The 17,265-nt window shown below is 68.9% G+C and carries 13 protein-coding genes; 10 read left to right on the top strand and 3 right to left on the bottom strand.

Features of this window, described 5'->3' with window-relative positions:
* Nucleotides 1-30: 30 nt before the first annotated feature.
* A complete protein-coding gene (locus BKK80_RS30900) occupies nucleotides 31-975 on the bottom strand; it encodes a LysR family transcriptional regulator (protein WP_071038769.1) in 945 nt (314 codons plus the stop codon).
* Nucleotides 976-1,087: 112 nt separating this feature from the next.
* Between BKK80_RS30900 and BKK80_RS30895 the strand changes: the two genes are divergently transcribed.
* The 10 genes from BKK80_RS30895 (at nucleotide 1,088) to BKK80_RS30855 (ending at nucleotide 14,831) form a co-directional block, all read left to right on the top strand.
* On the top strand, nucleotides 1,088-2,467 hold the full coding sequence (locus BKK80_RS30895; protein WP_071072605.1) for an MFS transporter: 1,380 nt from the start codon (nucleotides 1,088-1,090) through the stop codon (nucleotides 2,465-2,467).
* A 20-nt stretch (nucleotides 2,468-2,487) separates the two neighbouring features.
* Nucleotides 2,488-2,895, top strand: coding sequence for a DUF4440 domain-containing protein (locus BKK80_RS30890; protein WP_071072603.1), 408 nt, complete (start codon nucleotides 2,488-2,490; stop codon nucleotides 2,893-2,895).
* A gap of 693 nt (nucleotides 2,896-3,588) precedes the next feature.
* Nucleotides 3,589-5,055, top strand: coding sequence for an extracellular catalytic domain type 1 short-chain-length polyhydroxyalkanoate depolymerase (locus BKK80_RS30885; protein WP_071072601.1), 1,467 nt, complete (start codon nucleotides 3,589-3,591; stop codon nucleotides 5,053-5,055).
* Nucleotides 5,056-5,297: 242 nt separating this feature from the next.
* The gene (locus BKK80_RS30880) at nucleotides 5,298-7,463 is read left to right on the top strand and encodes a 3-hydroxybutyrate oligomer hydrolase family protein (protein ID WP_157903433.1); all 2,166 of its coding nucleotides are present in this window, start codon (nucleotides 5,298-5,300) and stop codon (nucleotides 7,461-7,463) included.
* A gap of 642 nt (nucleotides 7,464-8,105) precedes the next feature.
* On the top strand, nucleotides 8,106-10,043 hold the full coding sequence (locus BKK80_RS30875) for an acyl CoA:acetate/3-ketoacid CoA transferase (RefSeq protein WP_071073441.1): 1,938 nt from the start codon (nucleotides 8,106-8,108) through the stop codon (nucleotides 10,041-10,043).
* 209 nt (nucleotides 10,044-10,252) lie between these two features.
* Complete coding sequence (locus tag BKK80_RS37615) at nucleotides 10,253-10,375, top strand: HAD family hydrolase (protein WP_236903843.1); 123 nt, start codon at nucleotides 10,253-10,255, stop codon at nucleotides 10,373-10,375.
* A 253-nt stretch (nucleotides 10,376-10,628) separates the two neighbouring features.
* Nucleotides 10,629-11,633, top strand: a complete 1,005-nt coding sequence (locus BKK80_RS30870; RefSeq protein WP_071072597.1) for a GlxA family transcriptional regulator — start codon at nucleotides 10,629-10,631, stop codon at nucleotides 11,631-11,633.
* A gap of 201 nt (nucleotides 11,634-11,834) precedes the next feature.
* On the top strand, nucleotides 11,835-12,398 hold the full coding sequence (locus BKK80_RS30865; protein WP_071072595.1) for a tautomerase family protein: 564 nt from the start codon (nucleotides 11,835-11,837) through the stop codon (nucleotides 12,396-12,398).
* A gap of 173 nt (nucleotides 12,399-12,571) precedes the next feature.
* Nucleotides 12,572-13,969: an MFS transporter gene (locus BKK80_RS30860; protein ID WP_071072592.1), complete on the top strand. Its 1,398-nt coding sequence runs from the start codon at nucleotides 12,572-12,574 to the stop codon at nucleotides 13,967-13,969.
* Between the two features lie 313 nt (nucleotides 13,970-14,282).
* On the top strand, nucleotides 14,283-14,831 hold the full coding sequence (locus tag BKK80_RS30855; RefSeq protein ID WP_071018772.1) for a GNAT family N-acetyltransferase: 549 nt from the start codon (nucleotides 14,283-14,285) through the stop codon (nucleotides 14,829-14,831).
* Here BKK80_RS30855 and BKK80_RS30850 read toward each other — a convergent pair.
* On the bottom strand, nucleotides 14,789-15,997 hold the full coding sequence (locus BKK80_RS30850) for a GGDEF domain-containing protein (protein WP_071072590.1): 1,209 nt from the start codon (nucleotides 15,995-15,997) through the stop codon (nucleotides 14,789-14,791). The two genes, BKK80_RS30855 and BKK80_RS30850, sit on opposite strands and share 43 nt — an antisense overlap.
* Nucleotides 15,998-16,221: 224 nt before the next feature.
* Complete coding sequence (locus BKK80_RS30845; protein WP_071072588.1) at nucleotides 16,222-17,229, bottom strand: tripartite tricarboxylate transporter substrate binding protein; 1,008 nt, start codon at nucleotides 17,227-17,229, stop codon at nucleotides 16,222-16,224.
* Between the last annotated feature and the right edge of the window lie 36 nt (nucleotides 17,230-17,265).

Raw genomic sequence — 17,265 nt, 5'->3', positions numbered from 1 at the left:
GCGGGATAGATCCACGGCCGGCATCCGCGCTCACGCCGGCGCGGCATCGGGACCGGCCTGCCCAGCGCGCCGGCGGACATAGCGCTTCATGAAGTCCACCCAGGCGCGGATCTTCTGCGGCACATGCCGCGTCGGCGCATACAGCGCATAGACACCTTGCTCGGGGAAGCGATAGCCCGGCAGCGCGTCGATCAGTGCCCCGCTGGCCAGGTCGCCGCGTACCAGCCATTCCGGCAGCAGGGCGACGCCGCTGCCCTGGCGCGCCAGCGCGAGCAGCACCGAGGCATTGTCCGCGACCAGGCGCGGCTTCGCGGCCGGCCGGAACACCTGCTCGCGGCCCTCGCGATCGCGCAGCGTCCAGGCGGCGATGCGCTCCAGCCGGCTGTGGCCGAGCTGGGGCAGGCGCGCCAGCGCGTCGGGCGAACCGATGCGCGCCAGGCCGGCGCCGGCCAGCAGCGCGGGCGACATCACCGGCCGCACCTCATAGGTGTCGAGGCACACGCCGCGGTAGGGCAGGTGCTGGAACTGCTCGAGCCGGCCCAGCCGGATCGCCACGTCGAAGCGTTCGCGCACGAGATCGACCTGTGCGGTATGCGTTTCCAGCCGCACGCGCAGCCCGGGATGCGCTTGCATGAAGGCGTCGAGCGCGGGGGCCACGACCATCAGCGAGTATTCGACGGTCGATGTCAGGCGCAGGACGCCTTGCATGCCGCCGTGCTCGCCGCGCGCTTCCTCGATCGCACCCTCGGCTTCGGCGAGCACGCGCAGGCAGCGCTGGTAGAAGCGCTCACCCGCGTCGGTCAGCGCAATGCGCCGCGTCGTCCGCGTCAGCAAGGTCACGCCCAGCTCGGCCTCGAGCTGCTTGACGTGAAAGCTGACCGCGGCCCGCGCCTGGCCGAGCACCGCGGCCGCGGCCGTGAACGAGCCGGCCTCGACGACCGCGCGGAATACCTCGAAACGATCCAGGCTTACCATCGCCGGCCCCTGCGATTGTCAAATGTATTCGACCAGTCTTGCCACATTATCAGCCTTACCCGAGCGAATCCCGGACTCTACACTACGGCGCCTGATCCTGCCTGCCCCGACCATGTCCGATCGCTCGAAAGTCGCTGCCGTCTACCTGCTGGGCTTCGCCATCGACCTTGCCAATATGTTCGTGGCGAACGCCGCGTACCCGGCGCTGCAGCGCGAACTGCAGGCGTCGGTCGCGCAGCTTGCGTGGGTCGGCAATGCGTACATGCTGGGGCTGACCGTGGTGATCCCGCTCGGTGCGTGGCTCGCGCGCCGCTGCGGCGAGCGGCGGGTGCTGGTGGGGTCGCTGCTGCTGTTCGGCCTCGCCAGCGCGGGCGCGGCCGTCGCGCCGTCGATCGGCGCGCTGCTGGGCTGGCGCCTCGTGCAGGGGCTGGGCGGCGGCCTGCTGATACCCGTCGGGCAGGCCATGGCCTATCGAGCCTATGCGCCCGAAGCGCGCGCGCGGCTGACATCGGTGGTGATGATGGTCGCGCTGCTCGTGCCAGCCCTATCTCCCGCGCTCGGTGGCGTGCTGGCCGATCACGCATCGTGGCGCTGGATCTTCGCCGGCATGCTTCCCCTCGCCGGGGCCGCATGCGGCCTCGCGCTGGCCTGGCTGCCCGCCGGCACCGCGGCGGCCGAGCTGCCACCGCTCGATGTACCGGGCCTGGCCCTGAGCGTGCTCGCGCTGGCCGCGCTGCTGTTCGGCCTGACCCTGGCGGGCCAGCACGGCGGCACGCACCTCGCCGTCGCGCCGCTTGCCGTCGCGCTCGTCGCCGGCACGGCCTATGTGCATCACGCACGCCGCGCGGCCGCCCCGCTCATCGACCTGGGTCTGCTCGCGCAGCCGCTGCTGCGCATGGGCATCGTGATCTATCTGTGCGTGCCGGGGGTCTTTTCCGGGGTGAACCTGGTCGCCGCGCTCTACCTGCAGGGCGCGCTCGGACTGAGCGCGACGCAGACGGGGGCCCTGATGCTGCCGTGGGCTGCCGCGTCTTTCCTCGCGATCGCGATCGTGCGCCGTGGCTTTCCGGCCTGGGGCGCGAGGCCGCTTTTCTTCAGCGGGATCGCGGTGGACTGCGCGGGCATAGTCCTGCTCGCCACGCCCATCGCGATGCACGAGGCGGGGCGGGTGCTGGCCTTCGCCGCGATGGGATTCGGCGCCAGCCTGTGCACGAGCACGTCGCAAAGCGCGGCGTTTCTCGACGTGCCCTCAGCGCGCATGGGCGAGGCGAGCGCGCTGTGGAACATCAACCGCCAGCTGAGCTTCTGCATCGGCGTTGCGGTGCTCGGCAGCGCGCTGAACTTCCTGCTGCCGCGCCAGGCGGCCGGCACGGCGCCGCTGGCGTATCGGCAATGCTTGCTGCTCGCTGCCTTGCTGACGCTGCTGCCCCTGCCGCTGGTGGCGCGGCTCGCACCGCCACGCGCTGCCGCCGCGCGCCCCGTTTCCCAATGACTCCACCTGACCTGAGCGCCATGCCTCCACACAACCCCTTCTTCCAGGAAGTCGTCGACGCGCACGTCGACATCGAACAATGGCTGTCCGGGCGCGCCGGGCCCGCTCGACTCGACGCGCTGCTGGCACGCTTCTCGCCGCGTTTCTCCATGGTCACGCTGCCCGGCGCGGCATGCGATCGCGCCGCTCTCGACACGCTGTTCTCGCAGGGTCACGGCAAGCGTCCCGGCCTGCGCATCGAGATCGATGCGCTGAGCGAGATTGCCGCGTGGCCTGGCGGCGCGGTCGTAGCCTACCGCGAGACGCAGACCGATGGTGCGGGCTGCCGCACCGTGCGGCGCGCTACCGTGGTATTCGAGCGCGACGGGGCGGGGCGTATCGCCTGGCGCCATCTGCACGAGACCGCGGTCGCAGGTGCGCCGGCCTAGGCAGAATGTATTGACCTGCCGCAGTACTCCCCCGGCATCTGGAGTGCTTTCCGTCTGTGCTGGGCGCACGGTCCAGTTCCACCATCCGTAAGCTGCTTGCCCCTGAATCGAGGCTTCTGGCCTGAGGCATCGCTTCGTCAATGGAGCGAACGACTGTCGTGCGCTGACGGGCAAGGCAGCGACGCCGGACGTTGTGGGGCGGTGGTGCGGCGCCTTGAGGCGCGGCCAGGAACGTCGCCGCGGCCGAACGCGGTGGCCGGGGCGGCCCCAGCCTTCGGCAGTCGGGGAGATCCATGATCTTTGTTTAGTACATATGACATTAATGACGAAAGTACTAAACGTGGCATGAAGCGTGTCATTTCGGGGCAGATCGCGGGCGATCGCGCTGGCCGGCCGGCACGGTCGCCGGCAGCCTTCCCGGACACGAGGCGCCGCGGGCCGAGCGCTTGCGGCGTGGCGCCGGCCCGGCGGCGCAGGCCATGCGAGCCCTGTCACAACGATGGGTTGACAGCCGCCCCGCGCTCCCACTAGCATGAAACATGAATCAGCTGTCATGTTCAGGACTGTGCCTCGGCCGCAGCCTTTGCGTCACTGGTCGACTCCGCTTCAGGCCTGTTCCAGGCGTCTCCAGCCTGCCGTTCTGGCAGCGCTGGCAATCCCGAAGACATCCACAAAAGAAGGCGAGGAGACATCATGGCGAGAAGACTATGGCGACGGATCGCAGGCTGGCTGGCGGCCTGCGTGGCGATCTTGTGCGCATTTCCATTGCATGCCGCCACGGCGGGGCCTGGTGCATGGAGCAGCCAGCAGACCTGGGCGGCGGACTCCGTCAATGGCGGTAACCTGACGGGCTACTTCTACTGGCCGGCCAGCCAGCCGACCACGCCCAACGGCAAGCGCGCGCTCGTCCTGGTGCTGCACGGGTGCGTGCAGACGGCCTCGGGCGACGTCATCGACAACGCCAATGGCGCCGGCTTCAACTGGAAGTCGGTCGCCGACCAGTATGGCGCCGTGATCCTGGCCCCGAATGCCACGGGGAACGTCTACAGCAACCATTGCTGGGACTACGCGAACACCTCGCCCAGCCGCACGGCCGGTCACGTCGGCGTCCTGCTGGACCTCGTCAATCGCTTCGTCACCAATTCGCAGTACGCCATCGACCCCAACCAGGTCTACGTGGCCGGCCTGTCCTCCGGCGGCGGCATGACCATGGTGCTGGGCTGCATCGCGCCGGACATCTTCGCCGGCATCGGCATCAACGCCGGTCCGCCGCCGGGCACCACCACCGCGCAGATCGGCTACGTGCCGTCAGGCTTCACGGCGGCGACGGCGGCGAACCAATGCAAGGCGTGGGCAGGCTCCAACGCGGGCAAGTTCTCCACGCAGATCGCCGGCGCGGTCTGGGGCACCTCGGACTACACCGTGGCGCAGGCGTACGGCCCGATGGATGCGGCGGCCATGCGTCTCGTCTACGGCGGCACCTTCACGCAGGGTTCGCAGGTGTCGATTTCGGGCGGCGGCACCAATACGCCGTACACCGACAGCAACGGCAAGGTGCGCACCCATGAGATCCCGGTCTCCGGCATGGCCCACGCGTGGCCGGCCGGCACCGGCGGCGACAATACCAACTATGTCGATGCCACCCACATCAACTATCCGGTCTTCGTCATGGACTACTGGGTCAAGAACAACCTGCGCGCCGGCAGCGGGACGGGGCAGGCGGGCAGCGCGCCGACGGGGCTTGCGGTCACGGCAACGACCTCCACATCGGTCTCGCTGTCGTGGAACGCCGTCGCCAATGCCAGCAGCTATGGCGTCTACCGCAACGGCAGCAAGGTCGGTTCGGCGACGGCCACCGCTTATACCGATTCCGGCCTGATCGCCGGCACGACCTACAGCTACACGGTGACCGCGGTCGATCCGACGGCAGGGGAAAGCCAACCCTCGGCCGCCGTATCGGCGACGACCAAATCGTCCTTCACCTGTACCGCCACCACGGCCAGCAACTACGCGCACGTGCAGGCCGGGCGCGCGCACGACAGTGGCGGCATTGCCTACGCGAACGGCTCGAACCAGAGCATGGGGCTCGACAACCTCTTCTACACGAGCACGCTGGCACAGACGGCCGCCGGCTACTACATCGTCGGCAATTGTCCATGACTACCTCGCCGGGAGCGCGGGGCGACCCTCTCGCACAGATGGTCTGATCCGGCACGCCCGCCGCAAGGCTGGCCGTGCCCGGTGGAACTGCCAGTCCACCCCGTGGCGGGTGGTGCGGCAGGCTATGCCTTCGCGACCTTGCCTCCGCCCGCCCGGCGATCGATTTGCAGTGGATATCAAAAACAGGAGACAGAATGAAAACGATACAAGGGAAGAGTCCGGGCCGCTGGTATTCGCGCGGCATGCTGCTGGCAGCGATGGCGGCGTCCGGCGTCATCGGCCTGGCGGCGTGCGGTGGCGGTGATGATGGCAACTCAGCGGCCAACCATGGCAATGCCGGCGGCAACGGCAACAACAACGGCAATACGGTGAGCAATACCAAGCCGTCCTTCGTCGGTACCGTGACCGTCAGGCGCTTCGACGGTGTGAGCGACGACTTGCTGACCGCGGGCCTGGGCGCCTCCGGGCTGGCCTCGGCCACGGCACCCGCCGTGGCCAACGCCGTTGCGCCGACCGCGGCAGAGCTGCGGCGCCTGACCATCTACAACAACTATCGCGCCTTGATCGACACCAGCGCCAAGGGTGGCTACGGCACACTCTACGGCCCCAACGTCGATGCCGACGGCAACGTCACCTCCGGCAATGGCATGGTGGCCGGCGCGGAGTATGTCGCGTACTCGGATGACGGCTCCGGCCAGCAGAACGTGGTGCTGCTGGTGCAGATCCCCGACGCATTCGATGCCGCGCATCCGTGCATCATCACCGCGACCTCGTCGGGTTCGCGCGGTATCTACGGGGCCATTTCGACCGGTGAGTGGGGACTCAAGCGCAAGTGCGCCGTCGCCTATACCGACAAGGGCACCGGCGCCGGCCCGCACGACCTGGCCACCGATACGGTGCCGCTGCAGGACGGCACGCGCACGACGCGTACGCTCGCCGGCAGCCAGGCGCAATTCGCCGCGCCGCTCGCCGCGAGCCGGCTTGCCGCCTTCAACGTGGCAACGCCCAACCGGCTGGCGTTCAAGCATGCGCACTCGCAGCGCAACCCCGAGAAGGACTGGGGCCTCTTCACGCTGCAGGCGGTGCAGTTCGCCTTCTGGGCCATCAACGACAAGCTGGGCGTCTCCAGCGGGCAGACCGTCAGCCAGTTGCCGGTGCGTCCCGGCAACACCATCGTGATCGCTTCCAGCGTGTCCAATGGTGGCGGCGCGGCGATTGCGGCGGCGGAGCAGGACACCGACAACCTGATCGATGGCGTGGCGGTCGGCGAGCCCGCGCTGAGCCTGCCGCCCTCGATCAACGTGCAGGTCCAGCGCGGCGGCGCAACGTTGCCGATCAACGGCAAGCCGCTGTTCGACTACGTCAGCTATGCCAACGAGTTCCGGCTGTGCGCGGCGCTGTCGGCCAGCGTGGCGAGCGCGCCGACGCAGGCTTACTTTGCCGTGGCGTTCGGCTGGCCTGCCAGCGTGCAGGCGAACCGCTGCGCAGCGCTGCACGCCAAGGGCCTGTTGTCGGCCACCACCACGGCGGCGCAGGCCGACGAGGCGCTGCAGAAGATGCGCGACTACGGTTGGGAGCCCGAATCCGACCTCCTGCATGCCTCGATGGCGTACTTCGAGATCGATCCGTCGGTGGCCACCACCTTCGGCAACGCCCTGGCGCGCGCCAGCGTGTTCGACAACCTGTGCGACCTCAGCTTTGCGGCGGTGGATGGCTCGTTCCACCCGGCCACGATGAACGCCACGCTGCTGGCGCAACTGGCCGCGACCGGCAACGGTATCCCGCCCACGACCGGCGTGCAGTTGATCAACAACCTTGCCCAGGGTGGCGCGGCGCAGAGCAGGCAGTCGATCGACTCCTCCGGTACGCAGGCCGCCAACCTGGATGGCGCGCTGTGCCTGCGCAACCTGCTGAGCGGCAGTGACGCCGCCTCGCAGGCGCTGCAGCTTGGCCTGTCGCAGACGCTGCGCAGCGGCAATCTGCGAGGCAAGCCAGCCCTGATCGTGCAGGGGCGCAACGATGCCCTGCTGCCGGTCAACCACGGCGCCCGCCCGTACCTGGGCCTCAATGCGCGGGTCGATGGGAGCAGCAAGCTGTCGTATATCGAGGTCACGAACGCGCAGCACTTCGACGGCTTCATTGATCTGTTGCCGGGATACGACTCGCTCTTCGTGCCCTTGGCCGTCTATGAGCAACGCGCGCTCGACGCCGTGTACGCGAACCTGAGGAGCGGCACGCCGCTGCCACCGTCGCAAGTGGTACGCACGACGCCGCGCGGCGGTGCGGCAGGAGCGGCGCCGCCGATCACGGCCGCCAACGTGCCGAACTTCACCATGACTCCGGCTGCCGGTGACCGTATCCAGGTGAGCGTCTCGGGTGGCGTGGCGACGGTTTCCGTGCCGAACTGAGGAGAGCATCGGGTGGCGGCGGGCCTGCTGGCGCGCCGCCACCCGGGCCGCCTGTGTACGTGACGGTGGCGGGCCGTAGTGCGCCGCCGTGGTTGAGGCCATGTCGTCGTCGCACATAGTGCGCACCACGCCGGCAAATCGGCCTCGTGTCTCGATTTGGAGACGGCTTTTCCACGAGTGGAGATATCGCCGTCGCCTTCATTTCTGGCGTTCTCCGCGGCTTCCGGGGGCGATAGTGGCCCGTGGAGCGCGGATCGCACCAGCAGTTGTCTCCAATCCGGGACGGTTCGTGGCTGCAAGCGCCGGCCCGGCGGGCCCGCGTGCTTGCCGGGCCCCACCAGGACGGCCGCGGTGCCGCGCGGAACAAGGGATTTGGCTCCGGTGGCACGCTTTGTGCGAAGTCCCGCGTCCGCACGGTGCTCCCCGTGGCCGGACTGGCAAGCGGAGAGCCGGATCAGGACGTGCGGCTAATCACTTGCCTCAAGACAGCCGTCGATTCGCTGCGGGATCGCAGTGCATGGCTGGATGGGCATCACACCATAGCGCCAGCCGACGGAGCGCAGCTCAAGGCGCGCAGGAGACAACAAGGTGAGCGATTTCTTGGCCAGGCAAGACCTCTACGGCACACAGACCGGCAAGCTCATGAGCGCGCGCCAGGCCGTGCAATGGATACGTGACGGCGATACCGTTGCCACCGGCGGCTTCGTCGGTATCGGCTTCGCCGAGAACATCGCGGTCGCGATGGAAGAGTTGTTCCTGGAAAGCCAGGCTGGCGAGGCATCGGACCTGCGCTGTCCACGCAATCTGACACTGGTGTACGCGGCCGGGCAGGGCGATGGCAAGGACCGGGGGCTGAACCACCTCGGCCACATCGGTCTCGTCCGGCGTGTGATCGGGGGACACTGGGGCCTGGTGCCGCGCCTGGGGGAGCTGGCCGTCAACAACGCGATCGAGGCGTGGAACCTGCCGCAGGGGGTGATCTGCCACCTGTTTCGCGATATCGCTGCAGGGAAGCCCGGCACCTTGACGCGCGTCGGCCTCGGTACCTTTGTCGATCCACGGTGGGGCGGGGGAAAGCTCAATGCCCGCACGCAGGCCGACCTGGTGCGGCTGATGCCGATCGACGGCCGCGAGTATCTCTTCTACAAGGCATTGCCGATCCACGTCGGGATCATCCGTGGCACCACGGCCGATCCCGACGGCAATATCACGATGGAGCGCGAGGCGCTGACGCTCGAGGCACAAGCCATCGCGATGGCCGCGCACAACTGCGGTGGCATCGTCATCGCGCAGGTCGAGCGCCTGGCGGAGCGCGGCACGCTCAAGCCGCGCGAGGTGAAGATTCCGGGGGTGATGGTCGACGCCGTGGTGGTGGCCGAAAAGCCCGAATACCACATGCAGACGTTTTCCACGCCATACAGCGCGGCCTTCGCGGGGGAGTTGCGCGTGCCGCTGTCGAGCATCGGCAGCATGCCGCTGAACGCCCGGAAGATCATCGCCCGGCGCGCGGCGATGGAATTACGCAACAACGACGTGGTCAACCTGGGCATCGGCATGCCGGAGGGCATCGCAAACGTGGCCGCCGAAGAGCAGATCTTCGATCTGCTGACGCTGACGGCGGAGCCAGGGGTGATCGGCGGCATCCCGGCCAGCGGACTGAACTTCGGCGCCGCGACCAATCCACAGGCCGTGATCGACCAGCCCAGCCAGTTCGATTTCTACGATGGCGGCGGGCTCGACGTGGCCTTTCTCGGCCTGGCGCAGGCGGACGCGGAAGGCAACGTCAACGTCAGTCGCTTCGGCCACCGCCTGGCTGGGGCGGGCGGCTTCATCAATATCTCGCAGAACGCGCGCAAGGTCGTCTTTGTCGGCACCTTCACCGCCGACAAGTTCGAGCTCGCCGTCGCAGACGGCAAGCTGAGCGTGCGCCACGACAGGCCGGCATCGAAGTTCGTCGATGCCGTGGAGCACCGGACCTTCAGTGGTGGATTCGCCCGGGAGGACGGCACGGTGGTCCTGTACATCACCGAGCGATGCGTATTCGAACTGGGCGAGTCCGGGCTCGAGCTGACCGAGATCGCACCGGGGATCGATCTGCAGGAGGACATTCTTTCGCACATGACCTTCCGCCCGGTCGTGCGCACGCCGCTGAAAATCATGGACGCTCGCATCTTTGCCCACGCCCCGATGGGATTGCGTGCGCAGTTGCTGGATCTGCCGATGGCGAAACGCCTGCGCTACGACGCAGGGAGCAAGTGTCTCTATATCAATCTCGAGGGCATGGAGGTGCGCAGCGTCGAGGATATCGAGCGTATCCGCCGCGCGGTCGAGGAGCGCCTGGCGCCGGTCGGCGAGAAGGTATCCGCCATCGTCAACTATGAACATTTCAGTTTCCTGCCGGAGCTGGCCCAAGCCTATGCGGGGATGATGGCCGATCTGAGCGAGCGCTACTACCGCAGTGTGACGCGCTATACCACCAGCGCCTTCGAGCGCGCTCAACTCAAGAGCGCATTGGCACAGCACCTGGGAGAACTCCGGCTGTTTTCCAGCGAGAACGAAGCGGGGGAGCATCTGGAATAGTCCACGGCGTCAGGGAAAATGCACCCGAGCGGCGGTGCCTCCAGGTCGCAGGCCAGGCGCAAAGCGCAGCCATGGCACGGAGATGGCGAGCCTTTGCAACGACGCATACGGAGGCGCTGTCGATCGGGGGGGCTTGTCGAATGACGCAGTGGACCAGGGCCCGGGCGTGCCGGGCATAGCAAGAGCCGCCGGCTCGCAGGAGATGGCACGTGACAGGCCAGCAGACCGCCGCCGTGATGTTCGACTTCGACCTCACGCTGGCCGATTCTTCCAGCGGCATCCTCGAATGCACCCGCCATGGGCGGCGGGGGGGCGCTTCGTGGGCGTGGTGAGCGGGGCGATGTCGCGCCGGGACTGGTCGGCGCGGGGCGAGGTGGCGATCAGGGAGCATATCGGGGAGGTGGCTGGCCGCGTGCGGGCAGGCGGGATTTGCCCTGGCGACTGGTCCGGCTGAAAGCCGTAGGGCAGGACGTGCCGGCCGCTTTCACATCGGCGCGTGTCTCGGTTGCATCGCGCGCGTCCCGCCCGGTCCGCTTGCCCTTGGGATGTTAGGATCGGCCCCATACAAGGCCATTCCTGCCAACCATGCCTCTTATCCGCATCTGGGCGCTGGACCACGCGCTGGGCTCGGGCATTGCCGCCCCGATCGACATCCTGCTGGCCGCCAACCGCCTGGCCGGCGCGGCGGCCGGGGGCAAGTCCGGCGCGGTGTTCCGCTGGCGCGTCGAATCGCTCGATGGCGCACCGGTGCGTTCGGCTGCCGGCCAGATGATCGCGGTGGACGGCCGCATCGACGGCGGCAGCGCGGCCGATGCCGTGTGGGTGGCCGGGCCGTTCGTGTCCGACGTCGACAAGCTGCTGGGCCGCCCCGCGCGCCTGGCGCCGCTGCTGGCGGCCCTGCGCCGCCAGCATGAGCGCGGCACCTTGCTGGCGGCCTATTGCACGGGAACCTTCCTGCTGGCGGAGGCGGGTCTGCTCGATGGCCGCAGGGCGACCACGCACTGGTCGCGGGCGGCGAGCTTCGGCGCGCGCTATCCGGCGGTGGAGCTGCGCGCCGCCGAGGTGCTGACGGAGCAGGATGGCATCCTGTGCAGCGGTGCGGTCACCTCGTACCAGAGTCTCGCGTTGCAGCTGGTGGGGCGGCTGGCGGGAGAGAAGCTGGCGGCGGCCACGGCCAAGGTGATGCTGATCGACCGTCACCGTGACTCGCAGGACACCTTCATCGACCTCGACCGCATCGACCGGCTGGAGCACGACGATCCGCTGGTGGCCCAGGCCCAGCGCTGGATGCAGAAGCACCTGCGCGAGCCCTTCAACCTCGCGCGCTTGTGCGAGCGGCTCGCGGTCAGCGAACGCACGCTCAACCGCCGCTTCAAGCAGGCCGTCGGCGCTCCACCGCTCAAGTACCTGCAGACCCTGCGCATGGAGGTGGCCAAGCGCCTGCTGGCGGAGCAGCGCATCGCCATCGAGGCGGTGTGCGAACGGGTCGGCTATAGCGACCTGAGCGGCTTCCGGCAGTTGTTCAAGCGCATCGCGGGCGTGTCGCCGAGCGAGTACCGGCGCCGCTTCGCGCGTCAGCCCGCGCAATGATGGCGGGTCCGCCGCCGGCCCGGCGGCGGTGCCTGCAGCGGGTATTGCCCTGTCCGAAATCCCGCTGTCTGAAATGCCACCGTGTAATGGCAGTTCGGCCACTTATCAGGTCCCGGGGCGCATCCCTACACTGGCCTCCAGTCGCCCCGGTGGTCGGGGCGGCAGCACGAGAGACTGCGAGCCAGTCGACAGGAGTCCGCCATGCCCATGATCGATGCCTACCTGCCGCAGGGGGCGCTGCCCCCGGAGGCCGAAGCGCAGCTGATGCGCGATCTGACCGATATCCTGATCCAGCACGAAGGCCTCGACCCGCGCAATCCGCGCGTGCGCGACGTCACCTGGATCTTCGTCCACCGGCCGGCGGCGGTGTACCGCGCCGGCGAGCCGGCCACCGCGCCGATCTACCGCATCGTGCCCTCGGTGCCCGAAGGGCAGTACACCGATGCCGCGCGCGCCGGGCTGGTGAAGGAAGTGACCGCTGCGGTAGCGCGCGCGGAAGGTGTGCCGGCCGACGTCATCGGCAAGCGGGTCTGGGTCTTCCCCACCGAAGTGAATGACGGTTGCTGGGGCGCCCGCGGCGCGGTGCGCCGGCTGCCGGACATCATGGAGTCCTTCGGTGGCGCCACCTTGCGCGAGTTGGGAGAGCGCCGCCTGGCGGCAAAGCGGCGCGTGGATGCCGGCCGGCTCATCGGCGCGCTGGCCGGGGCGCTGGCCGGAGGTGAAGACGGCGGTGCGGACCATAGCGAGAACGTCAAGGCATCCTGAGCCCAGGGATCGGCGGGGAGCGGCAAGCGTCGCCGGCGCGAGGCAAGTCTTCTATGCGAGACCGGCCGGCCGCGCAGCCGCCGGCGCAGGGTGCCGCACCCCTGCCGGCCGGAACCCCGCCGGCCGCCGGGTTGTCTATACATTATCGCTGTGGACATGCTGGGGGCATGCAAATGGATCCCGCACCATCCGGGGTTGAGTCCCCCTCCGTGATATCCCCCTCCGTGATACCCCTGTCCGAAACGGAGGCTCGCCGCCAGTTGCGCCGCGCCGTGATCGCCAGCACCGTCGGCACCACCATCGAGTGGTACGACTTTTTCCTCTACAGCACGGTGACCGGCCTCGTGTTCGCCAAGCTGTACTTCCCTGAATCCGATCCCCTGGTCGGCACCCTGCAGGCCTTCCTGATCTACGCGGTCGGATTTATCGCCCGGCCGATCGGCGCGGCCATCTTCGGGCACTACGGCGATCGCATCGGCCGCAAGGCGACCCTGGTGGCCACGCTGCTGCTGATGGGCCTGGCCACCTTCGCCGTCGCCTTCGTGCCATCCTACGCGCGGATCGGCATCTGGGGCGCGGTCCTGCTGACGCTGCTGCGCTTCCTCCAGGGCGTGGGCGTCGGCGGCGAGTGGGGCGGCTCGGTGCTGATGTCGATGGAGTGGGCGCGCACCGACGCGCATCGCGGCCTGGTCGCCTCCTGGCCGCAGTTCGGCGTGCCGGCCGGGCTGTTCCTGGCCAACCTCGCCGTGCTGGCCGTGAGCCGGCTGAGCGGCGACGCTTTCCTGGCCTGGGGCTGGCGCATTCCTTTCCTGCTCAGCATCGTGCTGGTCGCCATCGGCCTCTATATCCGCCTGAACATCCTCGAGACGCCGGTCTTCGCGCGGCTGCTGGCCGAGCATCGCATCGAGAAGGCGCCGATGCTGCAGGTGATCCGGCGCCAGCCCGGGGACATCCTGCTGTCGGCGCTGGTGCGCATGGCAGAGCAGGCGCCGTTCTACATCTTCACGGCCTTCGTCTTCACCTATGGCGTGATGACGCTCGGCATGTCGCGCGACCTGCTGCTGACCGCCGTGCTCGCCGCCGCGGTGCTCGAGTTCTTCACCATCCCGTTCTTCGGCCACCTGTCCGACCTGCTGGGGCGCCGCCGCATGTACATCGCGGGCGCGCTGGCGGTGGGCGTGTTCGGCTTCTTGTACTTCGCCATGGTCGACACCCGCAACCCGGCCTGGGTGTTTGCCGCGATCGTGCTTTCGCTGGTGCCGCACGCGATGATGTACGGCCCGCAGGCCGCGCTGATCGCCGAGACCTTCACCGGGCGGCTGCGCTACAGCGGTGCGTCGATGGGCTACCAGCTCGCCTCGGTGATCGCCGGCGGCCCGGCGCCGCTGATCGCCACGGCGCTGTTCGCCCGCTACCACTCCGGCTATGCGATCGCCATCTACGTGCTGGTGTGCGCGGCGCTCAGCGTGTTTGCCGCCTCGCGGCTGCGCGACTACACCAACCAGGATATCTCGCGCGAATATGACGATGCGTCGGCGCATGGCGGAGGGCATTCGCCGCACGCCTTGTGAGCCCGGATCGCAAGCGGGATAGCAGGGCGCGGGAACGTCCGTGCCAGCTCATGCTGCTGCTCCTCTCGTTCGTCGGCTTCTCTGCCGTGCTGCAGGCCTCCGCTTCCTGGTGTATCGGCATCATCGGCGTGGCGGGCATGCTGACCGCAGCGGTGCCGGCTCGATGATCCTGATGACGGCGGCTACGCTGGTCGCCAACAATGTGTACGGTCCGTTCCGTCGGTGGCCTCCAGGCCCGGCCGGTAACACGGCATAATCCTCGGCACGAGGCCTGGCGCGCGGCGCCGGCCCATCCGTACACCCAGGAGCTTCCATGACCCCCCAAGACCCGCGCGACGGTATTTCCCTGATCGACTGCACCGAAGCGGAGCACGCGCCGGCCATCCTCGAGATCCTGAACGAGGCGATCGCCAATTCCACCGCCCTGTACGACTACCGGCCCCGTCCGCCCGAGGCGATGGCGGCCTGGTTCGCGGCGAAGCGCGCCGGCGGCTTCCCGGTGATCGGTGCCGTCGACGGCGCGGGCACGCTGCTGGGCTTCGCCAGCTGGGGCACCTTCCGGGCGTTCCCGGCGTACAAGTACACGGTGGAACACAGCATCTACGTGCACCACGAGCACCGCGGGCGCGGTCTCGGCGTGCGCCTGCTGGAGGAGGTGGTCCGGCGCGCGCGGGAGGCGCAGGTGCACGTGCTGGTGGGGTGCATCGATGCTTCCAACGCCGGCAGCATCGGCCTGCACACCCGGCTGGGATTCGTCCACGCGGGGACCATCCAGCAGGTCGGATTCAAGTTCGGGCGCTGGCTCGATGCCGCCTTCTATCAGCTCACGCTGGAGACGCCGGCCTGCCCGGTGGATGGTTGAGGCGGGCGCGGGTCGCGCCGCGCCACTTCGAGGCGGTTGCCGCCCAGTGACTTGGCACGGTACAAGGCCCGGTCCGCCGCGGCGAGCCCGTCGGCCAGTGTGGGCAGATCGTGCTCGAACTGCGCAAGGCCGATGCTGACCGTCGCCGCGATGCCGGGGCCGTCGACCTGCCGGGCCACCGTCTCGGCGAAACGGCCCGCCACGGCCTCGCCCAGTGCCCGCGCGCGGCGCGCGCCGTCGCCGCACAGCAGTGCGGCGAACTCCTCGCCGCCGATGCGGGCCAGGATGGCCTCGGGTCCCAGCACGCCGCGGGCGGTCTCCGCGAAGGCCGCCAGTACCTGGTCGCCTGCCTGGTGGCCGTAGCGGTCGTTGATGGCCTTGAAGTGATCGAGGTCGAAGGCGAGCATGGCGAGCGGCCCGCCTTGCGCCGCGCCGCGCATCAGGCGCCCGCCCTGTTCGAAGAACCAGCGGCGGTTGCCCAGGCGGGTCAGGTAGTCGGTCTGCGATTCGCGCAGCAGTTGTCCGTGGGTTTCCTCGCGCACCAGCTTCAGCAGGGTCATCGGCAGGATGACCGAGTACAGCACGCCCTCATACATCGTGATCTGGCTGGCAAGCATTTGCATGGGCTCCCCGCCGGCCGTCACCAGCCACGGCAGGACGAAGGTCCGGGCCGCGTAGATCAGCGCATGCAGGGCCGCCACCGCGACCACGATGCGCCGCGCATGGAGCGCTTTCATCGCCTCGCAGCGCCGCATCTCCCACGCGGTCAGGCCGCTGATGAGCGCGATCGGGAGCGCGCTGGCGTAGTTCCAGATGGCGTCCTGCCAATGCACTCCGCCGGCCACCCAGACCACCGCCATGGCGAGCAGCAGGCCGGCGGAGGCGGCGCGGTACTGCCGCCCGCGCAAGGAGGCGACGCCGGCGAGGACCAGCAGGTAGCCGCACAGCATGACCAGGTTGGCGATGGCGGAGCCGAGCGCGCCGGGCAGGTCGTGGCGAAGCAGCACCGCGATGCAGCCAAGCGCCAGCGTGCCGAATCCTGCCGCCAGGATCCGCAGCGACCGGCTGCGCCGTGGGTGTGTCCGATGCTCCCAGAACATCATCCCCGCACTGGCGAGAAGCGTTCCGACCGCAAGAAAGTAAAGGGTGAGGAGATCGACGTGCATCCCGAATATCAAGGCATGGCGCCGGTACATCGCGGCGGCAGCCGAATTCTACGTGGGAAACACGAGGGAGCGCGGGGGGCGGGCGGATCCGTGCGCCGCCGGGCGAGCCGAAGTTGCGGGCGCTTCACCCGGGCGCCGGCATCGCGGCAGCCAGGGCGGTTCCCGCCCTGGCGAGGCCGTCCGATCGGGCGGCACGGCCAGGCGCGGCCGCGCCCGGCCGCACGCTAGGCGACCGCCTTGCGCCCGACGCTGCGCAGCAATTGCGTGACGCGGCCCATGTACTGGTCGAAGCACTGGTCGGCCTGGGCCTGGCTGTCGATGGGCCGCTCCACGGTGCGGCCTTCGGCCTCCAGCCTGGCGCGGACGTCGGGCTTGGCCAGCGCTTCGCCGATGGCCTTGCGCAGTGCCGCGACGCGCTCGGCCGGCGTGCCCTGCCTGACGAAGTAGCCGCCGCTGATGGTGTATTCGAAGTCGGGTACCTGTCGGCTCAGCGAGATCAGCGGGATGTGCTTGAGCGGCGCCGGCAGCGCGCGCGAGAAACTCGTCAGCACCTTGAGCCGCCCCATTCCCTGCATGCTGTCGAAGCTCGACTGGTAGGGCAGGATGGCGAAGTCCACTTCGCCGCCGGCGAGGCCCTGCAGCGCCGGCGCGGCGCCCTTGTAGGGCACGTGCAGGAAGGTCGCGCCGGTGCGCGCGCCGAGGGCGTCGCCCATCAGGTGGTAGATCGAGTCGATGCCGACGGTGGCGTAGGTGAGCGGCTTGCTCCGGTTCTGCCTGGCCAGGTCCAGGAACTTGTCCAGCGAGTCGGCCGCGAGGCCGCTGCGCACGAGCAGCACGATGTTGGCGTCGCTGACCGGGGCGGCCAGCAGGAAGTCCTGGGGCTTGTAGCGGGCGGAGGGGTTCAGCAGCGGGGCGAGGAATACCTCGTTGATCGAGCCTGCGAAGAAGGTATAGCCGTCGGCCGGCGCCGCCAGCACCTTGTTGGCGCCGATCAGCCCGGTGCCGCCGCCGTAGTTCTCCACCACGACCTGCTGTTTCACGCTCTTGCCGATGGACTCCGCGAAGATGCGCGCGGACGCATCGGTCGCGCCGCCGGCAGGGTAGGGCACCACCAGCGACAGCGGCCGGCTTGGATAAGGTTCCGCCGCCCGGGCGGGCAGGCCGGCGAGCAGCGTGGAGCCGGCGCCCAGGCCGGCGTACTGGAGGAAGCGGCGGCGTGTCTGCGAGGTCATGGTTGTCTCCCTGTCTGACGATGGCTTGTGGTTTCT

Origin of the sequence: Cupriavidus malaysiensis (assembly GCF_001854325.1) — a bacterium.
Classification (GTDB): Bacteria; Pseudomonadota; Gammaproteobacteria; order Burkholderiales; family Burkholderiaceae; genus Cupriavidus; species Cupriavidus malaysiensis.
The sequence above is the reverse complement of the archived record's forward strand: the minus strand, read 5'-3'. Positions and strand labels throughout refer to the sequence as shown.

Excerpts from the sequence above, each read along its gene's own strand:
- BKK80_RS30900 (WP_071038769.1), bottom strand. The coding sequence starts at position 975 with ATGGTAAGCCTGGATCGTTTCGAGGTATTCCGCGCGGTCGTCGAGGCC.
- BKK80_RS30895 (WP_071072605.1), top strand. The coding sequence starts at position 1,088 with ATGTCCGATCGCTCGAAAGTCGCTGCCGTCTACCTGCTGGGCTTCGCC.
- BKK80_RS30865 (WP_071072595.1), top strand. The coding sequence starts at position 11,835 with ATGCCCATGATCGATGCCTACCTGCCGCAGGGGGCGCTGCCCCCGGAG.
- BKK80_RS30880 (WP_157903433.1), top strand. The coding sequence starts at position 5,298 with ATGCTGCTGGCAGCGATGGCGGCGTCCGGCGTCATCGGCCTGGCGGCG.
- BKK80_RS30870 (WP_071072597.1), top strand. The coding sequence starts at position 10,629 with ATGCCTCTTATCCGCATCTGGGCGCTGGACCACGCGCTGGGCTCGGGC.
- BKK80_RS30850 (WP_071072590.1), bottom strand. The coding sequence starts at position 15,997 with ATGCACGTCGATCTCCTCACCCTTTACTTTCTTGCGGTCGGAACGCTT.
- BKK80_RS30855 (WP_071018772.1), top strand. The coding sequence starts at position 14,283 with ATGACCCCCCAAGACCCGCGCGACGGTATTTCCCTGATCGACTGCACC.
- BKK80_RS30875 (WP_071073441.1), top strand. The coding sequence starts at position 8,106 with ATGAGCGCGCGCCAGGCCGTGCAATGGATACGTGACGGCGATACCGTT.
- BKK80_RS30860 (WP_071072592.1), top strand. The coding sequence starts at position 12,572 with ATGGATCCCGCACCATCCGGGGTTGAGTCCCCCTCCGTGATATCCCCC.
- BKK80_RS30885 (WP_071072601.1), top strand. The coding sequence starts at position 3,589 with ATGGCGAGAAGACTATGGCGACGGATCGCAGGCTGGCTGGCGGCCTGC.
- BKK80_RS30845 (WP_071072588.1), bottom strand. The coding sequence starts at position 17,229 with ATGACCTCGCAGACACGCCGCCGCTTCCTCCAGTACGCCGGCCTGGGC.
- BKK80_RS30890 (WP_071072603.1), top strand. The coding sequence starts at position 2,488 with ATGCCTCCACACAACCCCTTCTTCCAGGAAGTCGTCGACGCGCACGTC.